General features: G+C 67.0%; 25 protein-coding genes. 12 read left to right on the top strand and 13 right to left on the bottom strand.

Annotation, left to right across the window (positions count from 1 at the left end):
* Positions 1-291: 291 nt before the first annotated feature.
* Positions 292-825 (top strand): invasion associated locus B family protein, encoded by a 534-nt coding sequence (locus METLW3_RS0104135; protein WP_024878725.1) that lies wholly within the window; start codon positions 292-294, stop codon positions 823-825.
* Positions 826-884: 59 nt separating this feature from the next.
* Complete coding sequence (locus tag METLW3_RS0104130) at positions 885-1,541, top strand: hypothetical protein (RefSeq protein ID WP_024878724.1); 657 nt, start codon at positions 885-887, stop codon at positions 1,539-1,541.
* Here the strand turns inward: METLW3_RS0104130 and METLW3_RS0104125 are convergent.
* The 6 genes from METLW3_RS0104125 to METLW3_RS0104100 form a co-directional block, all read right to left on the bottom strand.
* Complete coding sequence (locus METLW3_RS0104125) at positions 1,519-2,853, bottom strand: FAD-binding oxidoreductase (RefSeq protein ID WP_245267434.1); 1,335 nt, start codon at positions 2,851-2,853, stop codon at positions 1,519-1,521. The genes METLW3_RS0104130 and METLW3_RS0104125 overlap by 23 nt on opposite strands.
* A 135-nt stretch (positions 2,854-2,988) precedes the next feature.
* Positions 2,989-3,111 (bottom strand): hypothetical protein, encoded by a 123-nt coding sequence (locus METLW3_RS29265; protein WP_256367021.1) that lies wholly within the window; start codon positions 3,109-3,111, stop codon positions 2,989-2,991.
* Between the two features lie 242 nt (positions 3,112-3,353).
* The gene (locus METLW3_RS0104115) at positions 3,354-4,622 is read right to left on the bottom strand and encodes a methyltransferase (RefSeq protein ID WP_024878722.1); all 1,269 of its coding nucleotides are present in this window, start codon (positions 4,620-4,622) and stop codon (positions 3,354-3,356) included.
* Positions 4,622-5,362, bottom strand: a complete 741-nt coding sequence (locus METLW3_RS0104110) for a TlyA family RNA methyltransferase (RefSeq protein WP_024878721.1) — start codon at positions 5,360-5,362, stop codon at positions 4,622-4,624. The genes METLW3_RS0104115 and METLW3_RS0104110 overlap by 1 nt, the downstream gene beginning before the upstream one ends.
* On the bottom strand, positions 5,356-5,994 hold the full coding sequence (locus METLW3_RS0104105; protein ID WP_024878720.1) for an NrsF family protein: 639 nt from the start codon (positions 5,992-5,994) through the stop codon (positions 5,356-5,358). The genes METLW3_RS0104110 and METLW3_RS0104105 overlap by 7 nt, the downstream gene beginning before the upstream one ends.
* Positions 5,991-6,548: a sigma-70 family RNA polymerase sigma factor gene (locus METLW3_RS0104100; RefSeq protein ID WP_024878719.1), complete on the bottom strand. Its 558-nt coding sequence runs from the start codon at positions 6,546-6,548 to the stop codon at positions 5,991-5,993. Before METLW3_RS0104100 ends, METLW3_RS0104105 begins: the two co-directional genes overlap by 4 nt.
* Before the next feature lie 266 nt (positions 6,549-6,814).
* On the opposite strand from METLW3_RS0104100, the gene METLW3_RS0104095 reads away from it, so the two are divergent.
* Together METLW3_RS0104095 and METLW3_RS0104090 are read left to right on the top strand one after the other, a co-directional pair.
* Complete coding sequence (locus METLW3_RS0104095; RefSeq protein WP_024878718.1) at positions 6,815-8,107, top strand: L,D-transpeptidase family protein; 1,293 nt, start codon at positions 6,815-6,817, stop codon at positions 8,105-8,107.
* Between the two features lie 4 nt (positions 8,108-8,111).
* Positions 8,112-8,480, top strand: a complete 369-nt coding sequence (locus METLW3_RS0104090) for a hypothetical protein (protein ID WP_024878717.1) — start codon at positions 8,112-8,114, stop codon at positions 8,478-8,480.
* A 37-nt stretch (positions 8,481-8,517) separates the two neighbouring features.
* Here METLW3_RS0104090 and METLW3_RS0104085 read toward each other — a convergent pair whose 3' ends face one another.
* From METLW3_RS0104085 to METLW3_RS0104070, 3 genes are all read right to left on the bottom strand, one after another.
* Complete coding sequence (locus tag METLW3_RS0104085) at positions 8,518-10,251, bottom strand: methyltransferase domain-containing protein (RefSeq protein ID WP_036308629.1); 1,734 nt, start codon at positions 10,249-10,251, stop codon at positions 8,518-8,520.
* A 380-nt stretch (positions 10,252-10,631) separates the two neighbouring features.
* Positions 10,632-11,060 carry a hypothetical protein gene (locus METLW3_RS25085; RefSeq protein WP_036291399.1) on the bottom strand — a complete coding sequence of 143 codons (429 nt, stop codon included), beginning with the start codon at positions 11,058-11,060 and terminating at the stop codon, positions 10,632-10,634.
* A complete protein-coding gene (locus tag METLW3_RS0104070) occupies positions 11,060-12,913 on the bottom strand; it encodes a methylmalonyl-CoA mutase family protein (RefSeq protein WP_024878714.1) in 1,854 nt (617 codons plus the stop codon). Before METLW3_RS0104070 ends, METLW3_RS25085 begins: the two co-directional genes overlap by 1 nt.
* A 190-nt stretch (positions 12,914-13,103) precedes the next feature.
* Here METLW3_RS0104070 and METLW3_RS0104065 point away from each other — a divergent pair, with 190 nt between their 5' ends.
* From METLW3_RS0104065 to METLW3_RS0104035, 7 genes are read left to right on the top strand one after another with little or no spacing between them, the layout of a single operon-like run.
* On the top strand, positions 13,104-13,379 hold the full coding sequence (locus tag METLW3_RS0104065) for a phosphopantetheine-binding protein (RefSeq protein WP_024878713.1): 276 nt from the start codon (positions 13,104-13,106) through the stop codon (positions 13,377-13,379).
* Between the two features lies 1 nt (position 13,380).
* Positions 13,381-14,625, top strand: a complete 1,245-nt coding sequence (locus tag METLW3_RS0104060) for a beta-ketoacyl-[acyl-carrier-protein] synthase family protein (RefSeq protein WP_024878712.1) — start codon at positions 13,381-13,383, stop codon at positions 14,623-14,625.
* Positions 14,626-15,042 carry a hypothetical protein gene (locus tag METLW3_RS0104055; RefSeq protein WP_024878711.1) on the top strand — a complete coding sequence of 139 codons (417 nt, stop codon included), beginning with the start codon at positions 14,626-14,628 and terminating at the stop codon, positions 15,040-15,042.
* Positions 15,039-15,458: a MaoC/PaaZ C-terminal domain-containing protein gene (locus METLW3_RS0104050; protein ID WP_024878710.1), complete on the top strand. Its 420-nt coding sequence runs from the start codon at positions 15,039-15,041 to the stop codon at positions 15,456-15,458. Before METLW3_RS0104055 ends, METLW3_RS0104050 begins: the two co-directional genes overlap by 4 nt.
* Positions 15,455-16,252: an SDR family NAD(P)-dependent oxidoreductase gene (locus METLW3_RS0104045; protein ID WP_024878709.1), complete on the top strand. Its 798-nt coding sequence runs from the start codon at positions 15,455-15,457 to the stop codon at positions 16,250-16,252. The genes METLW3_RS0104050 and METLW3_RS0104045 overlap by 4 nt, the downstream gene beginning before the upstream one ends.
* Positions 16,249-17,430: a glycosyltransferase gene (locus tag METLW3_RS0104040; protein WP_026600159.1), complete on the top strand. Its 1,182-nt coding sequence runs from the start codon at positions 16,249-16,251 to the stop codon at positions 17,428-17,430. Before METLW3_RS0104045 ends, METLW3_RS0104040 begins: the two co-directional genes overlap by 4 nt.
* A 6-nt stretch (positions 17,431-17,436) precedes the next feature.
* Positions 17,437-18,741: a glycosyltransferase family 2 protein gene (locus METLW3_RS0104035; protein WP_024878707.1), complete on the top strand. Its 1,305-nt coding sequence runs from the start codon at positions 17,437-17,439 to the stop codon at positions 18,739-18,741.
* A gap of 79 nt (positions 18,742-18,820) precedes the next feature.
* Here METLW3_RS0104035 and METLW3_RS0104030 read toward each other — a convergent pair whose 3' ends face one another.
* Complete coding sequence (locus METLW3_RS0104030; RefSeq protein WP_245267433.1) at positions 18,821-19,378, bottom strand: YqgE/AlgH family protein; 558 nt, start codon at positions 19,376-19,378, stop codon at positions 18,821-18,823.
* A gap of 263 nt (positions 19,379-19,641) precedes the next feature.
* Between METLW3_RS0104030 and METLW3_RS0104025 the strand changes: the two genes are divergently transcribed.
* Positions 19,642-20,436 carry a protein-disulfide reductase DsbD domain-containing protein gene (locus METLW3_RS0104025; RefSeq protein ID WP_024878705.1) on the top strand — a complete coding sequence of 265 codons (795 nt, stop codon included), beginning with the start codon at positions 19,642-19,644 and terminating at the stop codon, positions 20,434-20,436.
* Between the two features lie 185 nt (positions 20,437-20,621).
* Here the strand turns inward: METLW3_RS0104025 and rnhA are convergent, their stop codons facing one another.
* The 3 genes from rnhA to ispH are packed head-to-tail and all read right to left on the bottom strand — an operon-like array spanning position 20,622 to position 23,038.
* Complete coding sequence (rnhA, locus tag METLW3_RS0104020) at positions 20,622-21,071, bottom strand: ribonuclease HI (protein WP_024878704.1); 450 nt, start codon at positions 21,069-21,071, stop codon at positions 20,622-20,624.
* Complete coding sequence (gene thrB, locus METLW3_RS0104015; protein WP_024878703.1) at positions 21,068-22,033, bottom strand: homoserine kinase; 966 nt, start codon at positions 22,031-22,033, stop codon at positions 21,068-21,070. The genes rnhA and thrB overlap by 4 nt, the downstream gene beginning before the upstream one ends.
* Before the next feature lie 33 nt (positions 22,034-22,066).
* Positions 22,067-23,038, bottom strand: coding sequence for a 4-hydroxy-3-methylbut-2-enyl diphosphate reductase (gene ispH, locus METLW3_RS0104010; protein ID WP_024878702.1), 972 nt, complete (start codon positions 23,036-23,038; stop codon positions 22,067-22,069).
* Positions 23,039-23,069: the final 31 nt, after the last annotated feature.

The raw sequence follows: 23,069 nt of genomic DNA, 5'->3' as shown, positions 1-23,069 counted from the left end.
GCTATAGATCGGCCCGAACCCGCCACAAATCCGGCCCGTCAGGTATTCCCACGCGGGTTCAACCACAAACAGCGGCGCCGCGCAATCGCTGCGGCGCCACAGTGTGCCTGACAAAAAGTCGCGCCACCTGCCTCTGCGCAAAATTGCGGCGTCGGCGCCCCACCGCTTGACAGCGGGCGGCCATTTGCTACGCAGGACCGGACCTTCGAGGTTTTTCGTAACGCCCCGTTTTGGCCCGGTTTCGATCCTAAGGGCCATAGGAATCCGCATCGAAGAAAAGATGGAGCGAAAATGAGGCCGCACGCCGCCGTTCTCCGGCTCGCGAGGTTGCGACATGTGGTCGCGGGGCTGTTTTTCGCAGTCGCAGCATGGTCTGCGACCTCGCCCGCCGCGGCGCAGGGGGCTGTCAAATCGAAATATGGCGATTGGGAGATTCGCTGCGAGACGCCGGCCGGCGCGGCTGCCGAGCAATGCGCTCTGATTCAGAGCGTCGCCGCGGAGGACAAGGCCAATGTCAATCTCGTCGTCGTGGTGCTGAAGACCAGCGACGGCAAGAGCCGGCTGCTGCGCGTCATCGCGCCGCTGAATGTCTTGCTGATCAAGGGCCTCGGCCTCACCATCGACAAGACGCGCATCGGCGACACCGGCTTCGTGCGCTGCCTGCCGTCGGGCTGCGTCGCCGATGTGGTGATGGACGATGCGCTCGTCGACCAGCTCAAGAACGGCAAGACGGCCACTTTCGTCATCTATCTGACGCCGGACGAGGGCGTCGGCCTGCCCTTGTCGCTCGCCGGCTTCAAGGAGGGATTCGCCAAATTGCCGTGATGGCGGTAATGGCGTTTCTCATGCGCCGCCGAGTGGCGGGCTGAAGAATGAGAGGGCCGATGGACACGAGACCGATGATGCGGCGCTTTTTTGCGATTCTCTCGATTTCCGGCGTGGCGACGGGGCTCGCGGCGAGCGGCGCCCGCGCCTTCGACCTGCCCAATCCCCTCTCGGTCTTCGACGGCGGCGAGAAAGAGCCGCAAAAATCCGATCGGCCCGTGCAGGCCGCTCCCGGCGCGGCGGTGGACTGCCCGGAAATTCTCGTCGACACCGGCGCGGCGACGCTGCGCGTTCCGCCGGGCGCGGATAATTCCTCGGTGCGCTATCAGCTCTCGCTGTCGCATCTCGCGCGCGAATGCACCGTGTCGGGCGATCAGATTCTCATAAAGGTTGGCGTGGAGGGCGCGGCCGTGCTCGGCCCGAGCGGACAGCCCGGCTCTTTCTCCGGCGCGCTGAAGATCGCCGCGCGGCGGCAGAAGGACGAATCGATCCTCGCCTCCAAGACCTATCACGTGTCGGCGAGCGTTCCCGCCGGCGCCGCGCGCGGCGAGTTCCGCGTGATCTCGGAGCCTTTGGCGGTCCCCTATCTCGGCGCGCAAGCGGCCGATGATTACGAGATTCTCGTCGGCTTCGAAGGCGGCGCGGCGGACAAATCGGCCCCGGCGCAAAAGCGCCGCAAGCGCCACGCCCGCACTACAGAAGCTTCCCCGGATTGAGGATTCCCTTCGGGTCGAGCGCGGATTTGATCGCGCGCATCAGCTCGAGCGCCACCGGGTCCTTCACTCTGCGCAGCAGGTCCCGCTTCAGCACGCCGACGCCATGCTCGGCGGAGACCGAGCCCGCATATTTCGTCACCAGCCCGTGGACGATCTCATTGATCTCCTCGCGGCGGGCGAGGAAGGCGGCGCGATCGGCGCCCTCGGGCTGCGAGATATTATAGTGGATATTGCCGTCGCCCATATGGCCGAAGGGCGTCGGCCGCGCGCCCGGCGCATGGGCGATGACGCGCGCGCTCGCCTCCTCGAGAAAGGCCGGAATCGATTCGAGCGGCACGGAGACATCGTGCTTGATCGAAGCGCCCTCGGGCTTTTGCGCCTCCGGCAGAGTCTCGCGCAGCTTCCATAGGCCGGCGCGCTGCTCCAGCGTCGCGGCGAGGGCGGCGTCCTCGGCTATGCCCTGCTCCATCGCCTCGCCGAGCAAGTCGGTCAGCAGCTCCTCGACGCCGCTCTCGGCGGGCGAGGCCAGCTCCATCAGCACATACCAGCCATGCGCGCCGGCGAGCGGATCGCGAACCCCGGCGATATGGCGCGTCGTGAAGTCGACGCCGATGCGCGGAATCAGCTCGAAGGCGACCAGCGCCGAGCCGGCGCGCGCTTTAGCGAGCGTCAGCAAGCTCAGCGCCGCGTGCGGATCGGCAAGGCCGACGAAAGCGGTGGCGCGCGAGCGCGGCAGGGGAAACAGCTTCAACGTCGCGGCGGTGATGATTCCGAGCGTGCCCTCCGAGCCGATGAACAAATGGGCGAGGTCATAGCCGGTATTGTCCTTGCGCAGCTTGGAGAGACCGGACAGCAGCCGCCCATCGGCGAGCGCCACCTCGAGCCCGAGCGCGAGATCGCGCGTCGCGCCATAGGCGATCACATGCACGCCGCCGGCGTTGGTGGCGAGATTGCCGCCGATGGTGCAGCTGCCTTCGGCGCCGAGCGAGAGCGGGAAATAGCGGCCGGCGGCTTCCGCTGCGGCCTGGACATTGGCGAGAATGACGCCGGCTTCGACCGTCATCGTGTCGGAAGCGGGATCGACCTCGCGAATCTTGTCGAGCTTTTGCAGCGACAGCACGATTTGCGCGCCGCTGTCGTCGGGCGTCTGGCCGCCGACGAGGCCTGTATTGCCGCCCTGCGGAACGACGCCGACGCCGGCCTCATTGCAGAGGGCGAGAACGGAAGCGACCTCGCGGGCGCTTCGCGGCTTGACGATGCAAGGAGCGCGGCCGAAAAACGCGTCACGCGGCTCACGGAGATAGGCGGCCATATCGCCGGGATCGACGATGACGCCGCCACGTCCCACGATCGCGCTCAGGCGATCGAGCAGCCCCGTGTCATCGCGTCCTTTTTCGACGGCGGTCAGCGAAGATTGCCTCGATTGTGGGAGACCCTTCGAAGAAGGTCACCAGTGGCGACGACGACGATGCGCTTCATCGGTGCGGCGGACCCGCACATAAGCGGCGGCGGCGACAGGAAGTCCGCCGAGGACGATACTGCACAATGTTGCGGCGAGAAGCGCATTCATGTGACCATCTCCTTCCAGATTCGAGCCTAGCCTCCCGAGGAGCCGGCTCCCCACGCTGGACATGGACGCAAATCCTATGCCCAACTCGACAGGGCTGGCAAGACAAAATTCCCCGCCCAGCCCCGAAACACTTTCTGAAAACCGTCCGTTGTCACATGAAATGCATCGACGGAATGTAGGATTTGCGGGGCCATTCCGCCATAGGTGGGCGCACGAAAAATTGCGCGCCGCCGACGCTCGCGTCAGCGCGACAATAGCCGCCGGCGCGGCGTGGTCTCGGACGCCCGCTCGAAGAGAGCGACGAGCTCGAGATGCGGCGAATGCCGAAATTGGTCGATCGGCGTGATGAATTTTGCGGCATATCCGCCTTTGCTCAAAACGGCAGCATCACGGGCGAAGCTCTGCGGATCGCAGGAGACGGCGACGATGCGACGCACGGCGGAGGCCGCCAGCGCCTCGGCCTGGGCCAGCGCGCCGGCGCGCGGCGGATCGAAGACGACCGCGTCGAAGCGGCTCAGCTCCTGAGGGTCGAGCGGACGGCGGAAGAGATCGCGCGCCTGCGACGAGATCGGCCGCAGCCCCCTCGCCGTGCGGGCGGCGCGGTCCAGCGCCTCCACCGCGGCCACATCCGAATCGATCGCCGTCACTTGCGCCTGCGCCGCGAGCCGCAGCGCGAAAGCGCCGACGCCGCAGAAGAGATCGGCCACGCGCTTGGCCTTCTCGCCGACGCCCTGCGCGACGAGGCGGGCGATGGCGGCCTCGCCCTCGGCCGTCGCTTGCAGAAAGGCGCCGGGCGGCGGGAAGACTTGCGTCTTGCCGATCATCACCCCGGGCGGGAGGCGCAACGTCACCAGCCGCCCATGATTGGCGAGGCGCGCGAGATCGAGAGTCTCGGCGAGCTCCAGCAGCGCCAGAGTCTCGCGCTCCTCCAGCTCGCCGGCGCCGCGAATGTCGATATCGAGGCCACCGGTCGCCGCGGTCACGGCGAGATCGAGCGGCTTGCCGCGACCGGCGAGCGCCTGCGCCAGAGCGCGCGCCGCGGCGGGGGCGCCGGCGAGGCGCGGCTCGAGCAAGGGGCAAGAGTCGATCTCGACGAGATCATGCGAGCGCGCGCGCATGAAGCCGACGCGCGCCGCGCCTTTCTCATAACGAGCATGGAAGGTCACGCGCCGGCGCCCGGCGCCATGGGCGTCGATCAGCGGCTCGACCGGCCAGTCGAGGCCGGCGTTGCGCAGCGCCGTTTCGGCGAGGCCGCGCTTCCATTGCGCATAGGCGGGCGCGGCCAAGGTCTGCACCGCGCAGCCGCCGCAAACGCCGTAATGCGGACAGAAGGCCTCGATGCGATCCGGCGACGGCTCGAGAATATCCACGACGCGAGCGCGCTCGCCCTCCACATCGGCGAGAACCGTCTCGCCCGGCAGAGCGAAGGCCGCGAAGACCAGCCCCTCCTCCGTGCGGGCGACGCCCTCGCCCTTATGGCCGAGACGTTCGATGACCAATCTTTGCAACATCAGGCCCGCCGCGCATGGAGGAGAAATTCGCGATTGCCGTCGCCGCCCTCGATCGGCGAGGCGATGACGCCGAGCACATGCCAGGCCAAAGCCTCGACCTCCGTGGTAATACGCGCGCAGACCTCGGCGTGGATCGCCTCGTCGCGCACGACGCCCTTCTTGCCCGCCTTGCGGCCGGCCTCGAATTGCGGCTTGACCAGAGCCAGGAGGCTCGCGCCCTCGGCCGCGAGCGGCAGCACCGGCGGCAGCACCAACGCCAGCGAGATGAAGCTGGCGTCGATCACGATCAGCGACGGCGGCTCGGCCAGATGCTCCCGCGTCAGAGCGCGCGCGTCCAGCCCTTCCAGCGAGGCGACGCGCGCATCGCGCCGTAGCCGCTCGTGCAATTGGTCGTGGCCGACGTCCACCGCCACGACATGGCGCGCCCCGGCGCGCAGCAGCGCGTCGGTGAAGCCGCCGGTCGAGGCGCCGACATCGAGGCAATAGCGGTCCCGCGCATCGACGGCGAAAGCCTCCAGCGCATGGGCGAGCTTGACGCCGCCGCGCGAAACGTAAGGATGCGGGGCCTGAGCGACGATCTCCGCGCCGGGCGCGACGAGCTGCGACGGCTTGGCGATTCTGCGGCCGTCCGCCTCGACGAGGCCGGCGAGAATCGCCTCGCGCGCCTTGGCCCGGCTCTCGAAAAAGCCGCGCTCGCACAAAGCCACATCGGCGCGGAGCGGCCCCTGCGCGCTCACCATCTCAGCAATCGCGCGCCGAGCGCCGCTCCGGCAAGAGTGACGAGGGCGATGGCCAGCGAATACCAGACGGCGACGAAGAGCGGGCTGTCATCCGTGCAATGGGTGGCGTAGAAGCTCGCCGCCAGCGCGCCGGCGACGAGGCCGGCGACCGCCCCGGCGACCGCCGGCCGGCTGGGCGCGCCGCGCCGCAGCGCCAGCATGAGTATGGCGAGCGGCCCCGTCGCGATCAGCGGAATGAACAGGACGCAGGCGCGGGCGTTGTGGCCGACGAGCCGCGCGCCCCAGCTATCCGCCGGCGCGGCGATGAGCTCGAGGCCGACCGCCAGGAGAAGCGCGAGCAGCGCGAGCAAAGGCGCGAAACGCCAATAGCCGGGCTCCGCGCCCGGCGTGGCGAGCCGGCGCAGCAGGCCGGCTCCGGCGCCGAGCAGGCTGAGCGTCACCGCGAATTTGGCGAGAAAGCGCAGCGTGTGCATGGCCTCGCCGAGATCGGCCCGCACGCCGATGAAGCCGAGGAGCGCGGCCCCGGCGACGATGGCGGCGGCGACGAGCGCGCCCACGAAAATCTGCGCGAAGCGAAAGCGCGAGGGCGAATGGTCCGCGACGAGCGCGCCGATCAGCTCTTCCGTTCTCATTTCTCGCCCCTCCGATAGAGCGCCGCCAGAGCCTTGATCGCGCGATGCAGAGCGACGCGCACCGCACCCTCGCTCATTCGATAGCGCTCGGCCGCCTCCCTCACCGAATGTCCGTCGATCGAAAGGAAGCGCACCAGATCGCGCTGACGCTCGCCGAGCCCGCCGAGCAGTCGATCGACATCCTGGCGATCGACGCCATCGTCCGCCGCCTCGGGCGCCGCGAGATCGAAGGCGTCGTCGATCGGCAGCGGCGATTTGGCGCCGCGGCGACGGCGCGCGTCGATCAGCTTGTTGCGCGCTATGGTCATGATCCACGGCGAGATCGGCCGGTCCATATCCCAAGTGTCGCGCTTCAAATGAATGGCGAGCAGCGTCTCCTGCACAATATCCTCGGCCTCTGCGACATCGAGGCCGAGCCGCGCGCAATCGCGCCGCGCGACGCCGCGCAGCGTCGGCGTCAGCGACAGCAGCAGCCTCTGATAGGCGCCCGAATCGCCCGCTATGGCGGCGCGCATCAGCACGGCCCATTCCTCCTCGGCGTCTCGCGCTCCCAAATGCCCACCTTGCCATTCGTGAAAAAGCGCTCTCTCGTTACGTCATGCGCGGGGGATGCGTCGAGAGGCGCGTTTTCGGTTCCCGGATTTTCGTTTTTCGGTTCCCGGATTTTCATGGCGCGTCACAAAAACGCCGGACTATTCGCGCCTTCTTAACGAAAGAATCGCAAATCTATCGACGCGCCGCGCGACAGCGGCCTCGCCCGCCGCGGGCGCAGTCGGATTGGAGCTTCCCCTTGCGTAGGTTTTCGAAGTCCGTCTTTTCGTTGAGCGTTCTCGCGCTCGCCGGCGCCGGGACACAGGCGGCGATCGCCGCGGGCGACGCCTATGACGGCCAGGCCGAATGGGCGCAGCGCTATGACGCCGACCCGAGATTGACCGTCTCGCGCTCGACGACGCCCATCCTCTCCACACAGACCGTCGCCGCGACCGAAACGGCCATGGCGCAGCTGCAGGAGATCGTCGCGCGCGGCGGCTGGCCCATGGTGCCGGCCGGCCAGCAGCTGCGGCTCGGCTCCAACGGCCCCGCCGTCTCGGCGCTGCGCCGCCGGCTCATCGTCTCGGGCGACATCGGCGCCGAGGCCGGAACGAGCCCCGTCTTCGACTCTTACGTGGAGGCCGCGGTGCGCCGCTTCCAGGCGCGCCACGGCGTCAACGCCACGGGCGTCGTCTCGACGCAGACCTTCGCCGCGCTCAATGTCTCCGCCGAGCTGCGCCTGCGTCAGCTCGAGACCAATCTCGTGCGCCTGCGCAGCTTCTCGCGCGATCTCGGCAATCGCTATGTGACGGCCAACATCCCCGCCGCCACTGTGGAGACGGTGGAGAACGGCGCCGTCGTCACCCATCACACGGCCGGCGTCGGCAAGATCGACCGCCAGTCGCCGGTGATGCAGACCAAGGCGATCCAGGTCAATTTCAACCCGTTCTGGACCGTGCCCGCCTCCGTCATCCGCAAGGATCTGATCCCCAAGATGCAGGCGGACTCCAACTATCTCTCGGACAATCACATCCGCGTCTACAATAAGGAGGGCGTCGAGCTCTCCCCGCAGCAGATCAACTGGAACTCGCTCGAGGCGCTGAACTACAAGTTCCGCCAGGACACGGGCGGCGATTTCAACTCGCTCGGCGTGGTGCGCATCGACATCGCCAACCCTTACGGCGTCTATATGCACGACACGCCGGCCAAGGGCATTTTCGGCGACGACTTCCGCTTCGTCTCCTCCGGCTGCATCCGCCTGCAGAATGTGCGCGACTATGTCGCCTGGCTGCTGAAGGAGACGCCCGGCTGGGACCGCGACCATATCGACGAGGCGATCCGCTCCGGCGAGCGCATCGATGTGAAGATTTCCCCCGCCGTGCCGGTCTATTGGGTCTATGTCACCGCCTGGGCGACGCCCGACGGGGTGATGCAGTTCCGCGAGGACATTTATCAGCGCGACGGCCTCGGCCTCACCGCCTCCATCCCGCAGCAATCGGCCCCCGCTCCGACGCCCGTGGCGTCCCGGCAAGCCTCCCGCTCGCCGCAGATGCTGCCGGTGTTCGGCGAGGAAGAGAACTGAGCGAATGCGTTGGGAGCAGGCGCTCACGATCCTGCTCCTGCTCGCATTCTATCTCATTCCCTTCGCTTCGGTGCTCGCGACGCGCGGATGGCGCTCGCTCGCCGCCGTGTCGATCCTCTGGCTCGCAGTCATCGCGTTTTTGGCGCGGCCGCTCTTCGACCACCCGAGCGAACCGCGCTGCGGGCTCGGCGAGATGATCTCATTGATCGTCGCGACCCTGGTCGCCGCAGCTTTCGCCACGAGCTTCGTCGGACGCGTCCTGCTGTCGAGCAATCCGACGATGGCGCGCGCGCCGGCGGCGACGATGGTCGTCGCGCTCGGTCTCGCGGGTTTCGCCGGCGTCGCTTGGCTGTTCCGTGGCTTCTTCAGCTGAACCGGCGTCTACTTCGGCTGGAAACGCTCTCGCGTCTTTAGGACGGCTTGTCGACGGCGAAGGCCCATGCGCCGCCATCGAGATCGAAGCGATCGATCTGCGGCCAGCGCGCGCGCAAATGGCGCAGAATGTCCGACCGCACCGGCGACACATAATCCTCGGTCACAATCGGACGGAAGTGCTGAGCCGCCTTGAAATAGGCGGGCGCGGGCTGACGATTGATGTTGTCGGAGTCGAAGATGAACTCGACCGCGCGATCCGCGTGATGCGGATGAATGCCGCGATGATCCGAGAGATAACGCGCGATCGTCTCGCGATCATAGAGCAGATGCATATGGCTCGGCAGCTGACGCTGCGTGAAATCGAGCGCCGGATTGCCGCCGTCGAGATAGAGATGATGGCCGGTCGCGCCCGTCCAGACCGGGCCGAACTCGGTGAAGACGACGCCGCCATTCCTGGTGAGGCGCGCCGATTCGCGGCACGCGCCTTCAATATCGTGCATATGCTCCCACACCGACATGAAGACCACAGCGTCGAAGGAGCTGTCGTCGAATGAGGTGCGGCCGCAAATATCGCCGATGATGACCGGGAAGGCGGAGCCTTGCGCGTCGATGTGGTCTTCCCACAGAGCGAGGCGCTTGGCCGAGGCGATGTTCTCCTGCTCCATCAGCGATTGCGCCTGCGCCTCCGAATAGCCGACGAGCAGCACATTCTTTCCGGCGAGGCTCATATGCCCGCGAATCCGCTCGATGGAGTTGGGCGCGTAATTGAGCAGCGGTCCGGGATAGGCGAGCTTCTCGATCGGCGGCAGCTCATCGATGGGCGCGCTGTTCTCGTCGATCGCTTCGGTGAAATAGAACAGAAAGTCGAATTGACGCGGCGACGTCTTCAGCACATCGGGAATGTCGAGCTCGGCGACATCCTTCAGGGTCGGCGAATTCACATTCTTCAGCTCGGGCGTGTGCTCGGCCAGGAATTTGGCGACGACCTCGGCGTTCGACTCGCGGAAGCCGCGATGATTGTGCTTGCCGAAGCGCGTCGGCTTCGCCACCGCCTCCGTGTTGTCGCGCGTGCGCTCGACGATCGATTGCATCTTCAGCGCGAGCGCCTCCATGCCGCCCATGCTGGAGAAATGCCAGCCGCCATTCGGCACTCTGCGCTCATAGGAATAGAGCTCTCGGTCATAGCCGAGATTGAGACAGCCGCTGCGCGGGCTGATCGGATCGCCGATGCGCGCGCCTTGCGGCATGATGTTCTTCAGCAGGCCATATTGGCAGGCGACCGTGCCGAGCCAAGGCAGATTGTTGAAGTGGCTGATGGTCTCATTGTTCACGAAATATTTCTTCATCACCATCTCGAAAATGGCGATGTTGCGCGGATTGTCGAGCAGCGCGGGAAGCTGCTTCACGCATTCGGCGCGCGGAATCTCGTCTATATCCGACACCATGATGATGGCGTCGTCGGGAAGGCCCATCAAGGAGAGGGGACGCAGAATGCAGTTTCTCTGCAGATTTTCGACGATCCATCCGAGCTCGCGCGCGCTGCCGAAGGAGCCGGGCATGTCGTCGATCAAATAATGGAGAATGTCATAGCCGGCGTCGCGCAGCTCGGCGACCGCGTCACGGAGCAATATCGGCTTGGCCGCGCCGGTATGCGTCTTCGAGGATTCAACGACGACGAAAGCGTCGACCACATTGGTGAGCTCGGCGACCCGCACCATAAGCATGTCAATTTCGTTGAATCCGATGACACAGTCGACAATCTTTGGCATAGGCCACCATCGCTCCGAAACCTGAAGGCTGGCCCGTTTATCTCATGGCGTAGCGGGTGCTGTCCACAAAGGACTCCCGCGCCGAAGCAATGGCGCGCGCGCGTGCAATATCATTGCGCTGCAACATGACTGAAATCGCCGGCGTGGCCGCAATGGAGCGCGGCTCTACTGGCGCGGCGATCACGAATGACAGATCGGCCGCGCTGAAAAAAGTGCAGCGCGCATCGTCACGCTCGCGATGTTTTGCAGCATGCGCGGCTCTGCGCCAATGCTCTGGATTGTCGCGCGGAGCGCTGAACGACAGCGTTTTTCGCCGCTGCGAGGAGAGCCTACGCGCGACTCTTTACGACGCGCGCAGAGACGGCGAAGGCCGCGAAAGATCAATTCCCCGCGCGCTGGGCGCCGCCGCGATGGGCGCGCCATGTGCCGCCACATTTATCGGTGGAAGAGGACCATGCGCCCTGCCCGGTGTTGCCGCGCAGATTGCCGTGAGCGCGCGCGACATGGCCGCCCTGCGTGGTGAAGCGCGTCATAATGGCGCCGTCGCTTTCCACATAGCCCCAATGCGCCATGCGGCCGGCCGCGAGCGCCGCGGCGCCGGCCTGCGTGCCGACGAGCAGATCGCCGCGAATCTCGATGGAGTCGGGCAGCAGCCCCGGGCAGGAGCCGACCGTCGTGCGCGCCTCGAACACCCAGCCGCCGTCATAGCGGCTTGCCTCGGGCGCAGCGCTCGCCGATTCGCGCGGGGCCGCCTGCGCGGCGCCGACCGCCATCATCGAAGCAAAAACGAAAGTCCCCAGCCAACGCATCACCCGGCCTCCTCGCACGCACGTTGCAGCGTGTCGAACATATCGCCGCCGGCGTAAATAAATTCTGCAACGCCCGCCGCTCTGAGCGCCGTCTCGAGCTCTCCCGGCCGGCCGGCGAGATAGACCCGCGCGCCCGCCGCGGCGAGATCGCGCGCCGCCTCGACCGCTTTTTCCGCATAAATCGCGTCGGACGAGCAAATGCATGCGAGCTTCGCGCCGCTCGCGCGGAAGGCCGCCGCGATATCCGCGCCCTCCTCGCCGAACACGGCCTCTATGCCGCCCGCCTCGAAAAAATTCTTGGCGAAATTGGCGCGGGCCGTGAACACCGCCACCGCGCCGAGATTGGCGAGGAAGATGCGCGGCCGCGCGCCCTTCGCCGCCGCGGCGTCGGAACGATCGCGCAGCGTCTCGAAAGGCTCGGCGAGACGACGCGGCCGCAGAGGCGGCGATTTCAGCGCGCCGGCCGGCGCGGGGGCCTCGGCGAGCGAGGCGTCGAAAGGCGCCAGCGTCGCCACCGGCGCTTCGCCGATATCGGGAAAAGCGTTGGAGCCGGTGATCTTGTCGCGCGAGCGCGCGACATTCTGCGCACGCTTGCCGGCGACCTCGGCGATGCGGCCCTGGAAGGAGCCCTTCTCGAGAGCCGCGGCGAGACCGCCCTCGGCCTCGAGGCTCTGGAACTCCGCCCAGCCGCGCTCGCAGAGCGCCTCGGTCAGCGCCTCCATGCCGCCGGAGCCGCTCGCCGGATCGTCCACCGCATAGATGTGGGATTCGTCCTGCAGCACCAGCTGCGTGTCGCGGGCGAGGCGACGGGCGAAATCATCCGGCGCGCCGAGCGCCTGCGTGAAGGGCAGAACGGTCACGGCGTCGGCGCCGCCGATCGCCGCACCGAAAGAGGCGAGCGTCGCGCGCAGCAGATTGGTCCAGGGATCGCGCCGCGTCATCATGCGCCACGCCGTTTCCGCATGGACGAAGATCGGCGCCGGCGTGAGGCCGCAAGCCTCCTCCACGCGCGCGAACAGCCGCCGCAGAGCGCGGAACTTGGCGATGGTGACGAATTCATCGGCGTCCGCCGCGAGGCGGAAGGCGAGCAGCCCGCGCGCTTCGTCGAGCGCGACGCCGCCCTCCTCGAGGGCGCGCAGATAGGCGAGCGCGGCGGCGAGCGCGAAGCCGAGCTCCTGCGCCTCCGTCCCGCCGGCGGCATGGATCACGCGGGCGTCGGCGGCGACGGTCCCGAAACGATAGCCGGCGGCCGCGAGGCTCTTGGCGCGCGCCGCGAAGGATTTGCTCTCCTGCGCCCAAGGCGCGGGCGCGAAACCGTGCAGCGCCTTCGCGCCGAGAGGATCGAGCCCGAAGGAGAGGCGCGTGATGCTGGGCTCTATATGGGCGCGATCGATGAGCCGCAGCAGCGTATCCACCGCTTTCGGCGCGGCTGGGGAAAACTCCACCAGCGCGGGAATTCCGTAGTCGAAGCGGATCTTGTCGAAGACATGGGCGAGCGCGTCCTCGCCATCGTCGGAAAGGCCCGTCCCATAGGCGCCCTGGGCGCCGGCGAAGACGATGTGCAAGCCGTCGGCGCCGCCCTCGAGATCGCCGAGCGCGAGGGCGTTGGCCGCATCGGCGCCGGAAACATCGACCCGCGCCAGAATGGACCAGCGGCCGGCCGTGGCGCGCAGCGCCCGCGGACCCGGCGCGGTCGCGCGCGGATAGAGCGGGGATATCTCCACCCCGTCATAGGTCTTGGATATCAGCCGGTCGAAGGACGCGCCCTTGAGCGCCCGGTCGACGATTTTGCGCCAGCCCTCCTCGTTTCCCGGTGGAAAAACGCCGGCCAGCGGCGCGTCTTGCAAACTCATGAGCGAGCCTCGAACAATGACGGGGTTGCGGGCGTCTTCTTGCATGAAGCGCCGCGCGCCGCCACCCATATCCGCAGCCTTCGCCCGCGCCGGGCTTTATTTTCGCCTCGGGGCGCCTTAACGAGAACGCGACGCCGCCCGCCGAGAGGCGGCGGCCCGACTGGCTGAGAAACCCTGAACGGAGGTGGACGTGGCTGAAGATCCGCAGGATAAAGCCAAGCTCGTCGAAGAGATCATCGAGGTCATCGCCAAGGAAGGCATGATCAACCGCACAAAGGTCACGCCCGATGCGACGATCGAGAGCCTCGGCCTCAAATCGGTCGATATCGTCATGATTCTCACGGCGCTCGAGGAAAAGTTCAACGTCTATATCCCGATGGATGGCGCTCTGCAGGACGCCAAGAATGTCGAGGGATTGATCGACGCCATCGCCGAATATGTGTCGAAAGAGAGAGAGAAACAATAATATGGCCGCTTCGTCCGGGGGCGTCGGCGAGCGTCGAGTGGTGATTTCGGGCATGGGCGCCGTCTCGGCGGCGGGCGTCGGCGCCGCGGCGCTGTGGACGGCGGCCCGAGACGGCGTCTCGCAAATCCGGCCGCTCGTGACCGAATATCCCTATGACGGCCGCATCAGGATCGCGGCGCAGGTTCCCGGCTTCGATCCGTCGCAATATCTCGAGAAGGCGCTTCTCACCTTCTGCGATCCGTTCACGCAATTCACGCTGGTGGCCGCCGATGAGGCGGTCGCCCAGGCCGGCTTTGCGCGCGAGGAGCTCTCCGGCCCGCGCGTCGGCGTCATCGTCGGCTCCGGCATCGGCGGGATGACGACGATCGACAATGGCCTGCGCCATTACTATCAGGAGCGCATCAGGCCCGATCCGTTCAGCGTCCCGCGCCTCATTCCGAGCGCCGCGCCGACGACGCTCGGCATGCGCTACTCCGCCAATGGCCCGACTTTCGCGCTCGGCAGCGCCTGCTCCTCGGCGAGCCAGGCGGTGGGTCTCGGCGCGCAGATGATCCGCTTCGGCCTCATGGACCGCGCCATTGTCGGCGGCGCCGAGGCCTGCGTCATCAACGGCACCATCCGCGCCTGGGAAGGGCTGCGGGTGATGACGCCGGATTTCTGCCGCCCCTTCTCCATGGGCCGCAATGGCATGAGCCTCGGCGAAGGCGCCGCGGTCTTCGTGCTGGAGACGCTGGAATCGGCGCAAAAGCGCGGCCATGCGCCGCTCTGCGAGCTCGCCGGCTATGGTACGACGAGCGACGCCAAGGATTTCGTGCGTCCCGATCTCGACGGGATGATCGGCGCGATGCAGGCGGCCCTCGCCGACGCCGGGCTGGGGCCGGAGGCGATCGACTATCTCAACGCCCATGGAACGGCGACCCACGCCAATGACGTCACCGAGGCAGCCGCCATCGGCCGCGTGTTCGGCGAGCGCGCGGCGCATCTGCCGGTCTCCTCCACCAAGCCGATCCACGGCCACGCTCTGGGCGCCAGCGCCGGGCTCGAGCTGGCGCTGACGATCCGCGCGCTGCAGGAGCAGATCGCGCCGCCGACGATCAATTTCCTCGATTTCGATCCGCGCTGCCCGATCGACGCCGTGCCCAATGAGGCGCGCCGCGTCGAGATTCGCACGGCCATGTCCAACTCCTTCGCCTTTGGCGGGATCAACGCCGTGCTGATCGTGCGCGCGCTCGCGGGAGAGGCCTAGATGGCCGAAGCGCCCGAGAGCGGCGAGACGCGGATCGGCCCGCTGCGCGTCGTGGCGGATGAGGAGCGCATCGCGCGCTATCGCCGCGAGACCGGCTTTCCCGACACGCTGGAGAAGATCGTGCCGGTCGCCTTTCCCGCCGTGTGGATGACGGCCGAGGAGATCGAGACCGCGATCCGCGATTTTTTGGCGGACGCCGATGTGGTTCCGGTGCACGAGTCGCAGAGCTTCCATTATTTCGCGCCGCTGCGCGTGGGCGAAAGCTATGATCTGACCGTCTCCATGCGCCGCGAGGCGGAGCCGCCGCGCCTTGCCGTCAACGGCAACCTCACGACGATCGGCGGCGAGCCGCGCCTGCACGCCGAGACGCTTCTGCGCATCGTGCCGCGCCCCGCCGGCCTCGGGAGCGCCCCGTGAGCGGCGCCTATCTGCCCACGGTCGGCGAGCGCCTGCCGGACTGGCGGATCGGCCCCTTCGACGCCGCCGCGCTCGCCGCCTATGCGGAGGCCTCCGGCGACGCCAATCCGCTGCATCTCGACGATGATCTGGCGCTCGCCATCGGCTTTCCCGCGCCGCCCGTCCATGGCATGAAGCTTCTCGCCGCCTTCGAGCCGCTGCTCAGCGCCTGGCGGCGCGATTTGTTTCTGGCGCGGCTCTCCGGCAAATTCGTGCAGCCGGTGCTGCGCGGCGAGGCGGTGACGCTCACCGCCCGCGTGCTGCGCTCATCCCCCCAGGAGGGAGTGTTCTTGCGACTTCTGGCCTATGGCGAAACACGGGCGCCGGCGATCGTCGGCGAGGCGCTGATGACCCTGCCGCGAAAGCTCCGCCCGTGAAGCGCGGCGCGCGGCGCATTCTCGTCACTGGCGCGTCCAGTGGCATCGGCCGCGCGCTAGCGCTTCGCTATGCGCAGGAGGGGCGCAGCCTCGCCCTCTTCGGCCGCGACGCCGCGCGGCTGGAGGCGGTCGCCGCCGACTGCCGGGCCAAGGGCGCCGAGGTGGACGTCGCCATCGCCGATGTGCGCGACCGCGCCGCCATGGCGGAGCGCATCGCCGCGGCGGATGCGCGCGAGCCGCTCGATATCGTCATCGCCAACGCCGGCGTCTCCACCGGCCTCTCCCGCGGCCAGATCGCCGAGGATCCCGAGGCGGTTCGCGGCACGCTGTCGATCAATGTGCTCGGCGTGTTCAACACGGTGGAGCCCGCCATTGACGCGATGACGGCGCGGGGGCGCGGGCAGATCGCCGTCGTCGGCTCCATGGCCGGGCTGCGCGGCCTGCCCTATTCGCCGGCCTATTGCGCCAGCAAGGCGGCGGTTCACCTCTATGCAGATTCACTGCGTGGCGCTCTCGCCCCGCATGGCGTGCATGTGAGCCTCATCGTCCCCGGCTTCGTGGCGACGCCGATGACCGACAAGCTGCAAGCGTGGCAGGCCGGCAAGGTCAGCGACGAGAAAGCCGCGGAGATCATCATGCGGGGTCTCGACCGCCGCGCCGCCGTGATCGCCTTTCCGCTCTTCGTCTATTATGCGATGAAGCTGTTTGCGATGCTGCCGCCCCGCACCGTCGATTCGGTCATGCGGCTCTTCGAAGTGTCCGTGCCTCAGACCCATGAACGGGAGAAGCCGTGATCGACAGCATCCTGTATTCGCTCGTCGTTCTGTCGGCTGTGTTCTGGGCCTGCTCCGCCTTGCTGCTGCTTCTCTCGGTGACGGCGGCGCTCGTTCACCCCTGGCTCATCGCACGGCGCGGAACCTGCCGGGAGCAGCCGCCCGTCTCTCTCGTCCTGCCGGTGAAGATGCTCGACCAGGGTTTCGAGCGCGCTCAGGAATCGGCTCTCGCGCAGACTTATCCACAATTCGAGGCGCTGGCCTCGGCGACGGAAGCGGAATCCCCCGCAATTGCGGCGATGCGCGACATTTTCACGCGCCATCCGCAGATCGAATCGCGCGTCCTGCACTCCACGGCGCGTTTCGCCGCGAGTCCCAAGGTCGACAATCTCTTCGCGCCCGTCAACGCGGCGCGCAATGATGTGATCTTCATGAAGGACTCCAACATCGTGCTGGAGCCGGACGATCTCGCCGAGACGATGCGCCATTTGAAGCCCGGCGTCGGCATGGTTTGCGCTATTCCCTATGCCGCGCGGCCGGAGAATTTCGCCGCGCTGGTCGAGGCCGGCATAATGAACGGCCCGCATCAGCGCATGCTGTTCGCGGCCTCCGTGCTCGGCGGCGGCTTCGGCGTCGGCAAGATCATGCTGTTTCGCCGCAGCGATTTTCTGCGCGCCGGCGGCTTTCCGGCGATCGCGCATACGGTGGGCGAGGACAACGCCACCGCCAAGGCGCTGGGCCGCATCAAGCTTCGCACCGTCTTCTCGCATCGGCTGGTGCGGCAGGAATTGGGCGAGCGCAATATCGTCGACATCTATAATCGGCAATTGCGCTGGAGCGTGGTGCGCCGCGACGACGAGATTCTCTCCTTCCTGGCCGAGCCTTTCTGCCAGGCGCTGCCGGCCTTCGCCGCGGCGGCGATCGGGGCGCCGCTCGTCGACGTCTCGCCCGTGGCGGCCTTGACCGTCACTTTTGGTTTGTGGCTAAGCTCGGAGACGCTGCTTTCCATCGCCAAGGGGTGGAAGGTATCTTGGGCCGCGCCGGTGATTTTTCTCTCGCGCGAGGCGTTGATGTTCGCAGTGTGGCTGCACGCTTGGACGGCCACCAAGGTCGTCTGGGCCAGGACGACGATCGACACGCGCTCCAGCGGCGAGGCCGCCGCCGCGACGGAGCCGCAAGTCGCGAAGGAAGAAGGATAAAACCGCTTGATCCTCGCTCTTCTGCAGTTTCTCGTCGATAGCGTCTGGCTCGTCGCGGCGCTGATCATGATCTCGATCGGCGCCGGCTTCGTCGCGATCATCGCCCGCTTCCTCTTCGATCAATTGCGCGGCGCGCGCGATCCCGAGGCCGTCGTCCTGCCCGAGGATGAGCTGCCGCATGTGCTGCTGCAAATCCCCGTCTTCAACGAGGCCGAGGTGACAGAGCAGGCGCTGCGCTGCGTCGCCGAGCTCGATTGGCCCAAGGATCGGCTGCATATTCAGCTGCTCGACGATTCGACCGACGAGACGCCCGTGCGCGCGGAAGCGGTCGCGATCGAGCTGCGCGCCAGAGGCGTCGACATTCATCACGTGCGCCGCGCCGATCGCTCCGGCTTCAAGGCCGGCGCCTGCGCCGAGGGGCTGAAGCTCTTCGACGCGCCCTATATCGCCATGCTTGACGCGGATTTCCGCCCGCCGGCCGATTGGCTGCGCCGCACAGTGCCGCTGCTGGTGAAGGACGATCGCGCCGGCTTCGTGCAATCGCGCTGCGAATTCTCCAATTATCGCAAGAATTGGCTGACGCGCGCGCAAGGTCTCGTGCAGGACGGCCATTTCCTCGTCGAGCAGCGCACGCGCGCGCTCGCCGGCTGGCTGTTCCAATTCAACGGCACCGGCGGCATCTGGCGCCGCCAGACGATCGAGGCCGTCGGCGGCTGGTCCGATTACTCGCTCTGCGAAGATTTGGACCTCACCGTGCGCGCGGCGCTCGGCGGATGGCATGGCATCTTCGTTTCCGAGCCGCCCATTCCCGGCCAAGTGCCGGAAGGCCTGCGCGACTATCGCCGCCAGCAGCGCCGCTGGTCCAACGGCTTCGTGCAAGTGGCGCAGAAGACCGTTCTGCCGCTGTGGAACGCGCCCTGGTCGCTGACCCGCCGCGTCGCGGCAATCGTGCTCATCGTGCATCAGATCTTTTTTCCGACGGCGGCGATCGGCCTCATCTGCCTGCTGCTCGGCGTGATCCTGCGCGGCTCGCTGACGCCCTATCTGCCGGTGCTGGAGTTCATCGGCGTCGAGACGCTGGTCGTCGTGGTCGGCTTCACGCTTCTGCCCTATCTGGCGCTGAAGCGCGGCGCGCTGACCGATTATGCGAAGACCATGGTCTCGGTGCCGCCGCTGATGATCTATCTCGCCTTCTCCAATGGCGCGAAGATCCTGCAGACGATGCGCGGCCGCAAATCCACCTTCAAGCGCACGCCCAAGACGGAAGTGACGGCGGCGACTGCGACGCCGACAATTCAAGAAGCGGAGTGAGATAGAGCGAGTAGCGAATAGAGAGTAGCGAGTAGAAAACCTCTCTATTCGCTACTCGCTACTCTCTATTCGCTGATTTTCACGCATGTCCCGCGGCGGACGACAGCCGCGCCAGATCGATGCCGATGAGGCCCAGAGCGCGCGCATATTTCGACTCGAGATCGGAGTCGAACAAAATGGAAGGATCGGCCGGGCAGTTGAGCCAGCCATTGTGCTGGATCTCATTCTCGAGCTGGCCGGGGTCCCAGCCGGCGTAGCCCAGCGCCAGCAGCGCCTGATTAGGCCCCTCGCCAGAGGCGATGGCGCGCAGAATGTCGATCGTGGCGGTCAAGGACACGCCATCGTCGATCGGCAGCGTCGAATTGTCGATGAAGAAATCCGAGGAATGCAGCACGAAGCCGCGGTCGGTCTGCACCGGGCCGCCCTGCAGCACTTGTATGGTCTCGGTCTCCTTGGGCAGGCTGATGCGCTCCTGCGGCGCGATGATCTGCAGCTGCACAAGAAGATCGGGGAAATTGCGGACCTGCGAGGGCTGATTGACGACAATGCCCATGGCGCCGTCTTCCGAATGGGCGCAGAGATAGATGACCGAGCGCGCGAAACGCTCGTCGACCATGCCGGGCATCGCCACGAGCATCTGCCCGTCGAGATAACGCCTGCCGGAAGATTTGGAGCCCGCGCCCGTCTCGCGCCCCGCCTCGGGACCGCGGATGATCGGAACGGAGGAGCCGGCGCCGCGCGAGCCCGCCGACCGCCGGGCTGCGCGGGCGGCCGATTTCTCGAGGCCTTGTTTCTTGCCGACCGGGCTCATAGGGTCATACTACCCGCGGCGCAAACGCATAACAAGCGCCGTTCGACTGAGCAAAAAGCCGGCGCGGGGGGCGCCCCGAGGACCTCGATATGCATGCACGAAATCTGGCGGCGGCCGCGCTCGCCCTGGCGTCGCTCGCCTCGCCAGCGGCCGCGCAGGATGGGGACTTCGCCACCCCCTTCGCCCGCGCCGCGCATTCGGCGGCCCGTCTCCTCTCGGCCGGCGCGCCGAGCGGCGGCGTCTATCGCCTGGGCGTCGAGATCGCGCTCGATCCGGGAACCGTCACCTATTGGCGCAGCCCCGGCGACGCCGGCGCGCCGCCCGTCCTCGATTTCTCGGGCTCGGAGAATGTCGCCGCCGTGGAGACGCTCTATCCGGCGCCCAAGCATATCGCCGAGGCCGGAATGACGGTCGCCGGCTATGACGAGAGCTTGGTTTTTCCGCTGCGCGTCACCGCGAAAAAGGCGGGCGCGCCGGTCGTGCTGAAGCTGGCGCTGGACTATGCGGCCTGTGCGCAAATCTGCCTTCCTGCAAAGGCGAAGCTCTCGCTGGCGCTGCCCGAGGCGGGGGCCTCGCCCTTCGCCGAGCGGCTGGCGGCGGCGGAGACTTTGGTTCCCCGGCCGATCGGCGCCGGCGAGGCCAAGAAATTTGTGGAGGTCGCGCGCGCCGGCGCGGGCGCCTGGCGGCTGCGCTATCTCGGGCCGGGCAAGGCGGCGGATGTCTTCATCGAGGCGCCGGAGCCCTACATCATCGACAGCGCGGCCGATGGAAAAGGCGGTTTCGAGCTGAAGCTCGGCGAAGGAAAGCTGGAGGGCGCGATCGAAGCCCGCGCGACGATCCGCACCGAAAAGGGCGGGGTGGAGCTGCCGCTGACACTGGATTGAGGCTCTCGATTCCCTTGTTCTGTCGTGTTTTCTTCACGCGAACCGGTTCCCACTTTGCTCGAAAACACTCCAAACAATAAGAAGGGCGCGGCCGAAGCCGCGCCCAGTGAGAAGAAGAGCTCTGCATTCTTCGATATGGTATTTAGAGTCTCATTCGACAAGGGGCGATCGGCGCGCTCGCCCGCTCATCGCGATCTCGACTGAAACGGCGCCATGCCCTTGCGGGCGAGGGCGTCGGCGCGCTCGTTCATCTCGTCGCCGGCGTGCCCGCGCACCCAATGCCAGGCGATCTCGTGACGCTCGGTCGCAGCGTCGAGGCGTGTCCACAGATCGATATTCTTGACCGGCTTGCGGTCGGCCGTCTTCCAGCCGCGCGCCTTCCAGCCCTTGAGCCAGGAGGTGATCCCATCGCGCAAATATTGCGAATCCGTGTGCAGATCGACAGTGCAGGCGCGGGTCAGCGCCTCCAGCGCCTCGATCGCGGCGGTGAGCTCCATGCGATTATTGGTGGTCGCCGCCTCGCCGCCGCAAATCTCCTTCTCGCGCTCGCCGAAACGCAGAATCGCGCCCCAGCCGCCGGGGCCGGGATTGCCGGAGCAGGCTCCATCCGTCCAAATGGCGACGCGCCCGCTCATGCGCTGAGGCCATAGTCGCGAGCGGCGCGAATCGTCCGGTGGAAGCGCAGGCGGGCGAGATATTCGCGCGGGTCCTTGGGCCGCACCAGCGCGCCCGGCGGCACATTCAACCAATCGACGAAGCGCGTCAGCAGAAAGCGCAGGGCCGCGCCGCGCGCGAGCAGCGGGAACGCCTCCACCTCCGCCGCCGTCAGCGGACGCGCACGCGCGTAAGACGCCAGCAGCGCGGCGCCCTTCTCGGCGTCATAGCTTCCGGCCGCGTCGAAGCACCAAGCGTTGAGGCAGATGGCGAGATCATAGGCCAGCGAGTCGACGCAGGCGAAATAGAAATCGATGAGGCCGGAGACGCGATCGCCGAGGAAGAACACATTGTCCGGAAAAAGATCGGCGTGGATCACGCCCTCCGGCAGGCCGCGGGGCCAATCGCGCTCCAGCGTCTCCAGCTCCGTGGCGACGATCTCGCCCAAATCCTCCGCCACCTCGCCGGCGCGGGCGGAAAAAGGCGCATAGAGCGGCCGCCAGCCGCCGACCGACAAAGCATTGGCGCGACGCAGCGGAAAATCCGCCCCCGCCAGATGCAATTGCGCCAGCGCTTCGCCGAGCCGCGCGCAATGAGCGGGCTCGGGGTGATGGATGGAATAGCCGTCGAGAAAAGTGACGATCGCCGCCGGCCGGTCCGCCAGCCGCCCCAGCGCCGCGCCGGCGCGGTCGCGCACCGGCTGCGGACAGCCGAGGCCCTTGGCGGAGAGGTGCTCCATCAGCCCCAGGAAGAAGGGCAGATCGGCCTCGGCGACGCGCTTCTCATAGAGGGTGAGGATGAAGCTGCCGGCGCTCGTATGCAGGTAATAATTGGAGTTCTCGACTCCTTCGGCGATGCCCTTGCAGGACAAGAGCGCGCCGAGGTCGTAGCCGGCGAGAAAGCCGATCAGCTCCTCGTCGTCGACATCCGTGTAGACGGCCATGAGTTCCGCGCGGTTGGAGAAAAGCCGGGCGCGTCAAGCGTGCGCGCGCAGCTCCTTGGGAAGCGGGAAGGCGACATCCTCCAGCGCGGCGGACACGGTCTCGACCGAGATCTCATAGCGCTCGGCGAAAGCCTCCATGATCTCCTCGACGAGCACCTCCGGCGCCGAGGCCCCGGCGCTGATGCCGAGCGAGCCTATGCCGGTGAACATGCTCCAATCGATCTCGCTGCGGCCCTGGACGAGCTGGGCGGGCGCGCCGGCGCGCTCCGCCACCTCGCGCAGGCGCTGCGAGTTGGAGGAATTGGGCGAGCCGACCACGATCACCGCATCGACCTGCGGCGCGACCTGCTTGACCGCGCCCTGGCGATTGGTGGTCGCATAGCAGATGTCCTCCTTGTGCGGACCGACGATCTGCGGGAAGCGCCGCGTCAGCGCACTGACGATCTCCTGCGAATCGTCGAGCGACAGAGTGGTCTGCGTCACATAGGCGAGATCGGCCACATCCTCGAGCTGCAGCTCGGCCACCGCCTGGACCGATTCGACCAGCACCACCGCGCCCGGCGGCAGCTGGCCCATGGTGCCGACCACCTCCGGATGGCCGGAATGGCCGACGAGCAGCACTTTTCGCCCGCGCTTGTGATGAATTTCCGCCTCGCGATGCACCTTCGTCACCAGCGGGCAGGTGGCGTCGATCGCCAGAAGATTGCGCGAGGCGGCCTCGGCGGAAACGGATTTGGCGACGCCATGGGCGGAGAAGATCACCGGCGCCTTGGTGTCCGGCACCTCCTCCAGCTCCTCGACGAAGATCGCGCCCTTGGCCTTCAGCGCCTCGACCACATAGCGATTATGGACGATCTCGTGCCGCACATAGACGGGCGGACCGAATTTGGCGAGCGCCCGCTCCACCGCGTCGATCGCGCGCACGACGCCGGCGCAAAAGCCCCGCGGCGAGCACAGCAGAATCTTCAACGGCGGCTTTGACGACGGGCGATGCTGAATATTCATCCTCTAGCGCCTCTTGATCGAAAGGGGGCGG

Origin of the sequence: Methylosinus sp. LW3 (assembly GCF_000527115.1) — a bacterium.
Taxonomy (GTDB): Bacteria; Pseudomonadota; Alphaproteobacteria; order Rhizobiales; family Beijerinckiaceae; genus Methylosinus.
Note: the sequence above shows the minus strand (reverse complement) of the source record. Positions and strands in the feature narration are given on the sequence as shown.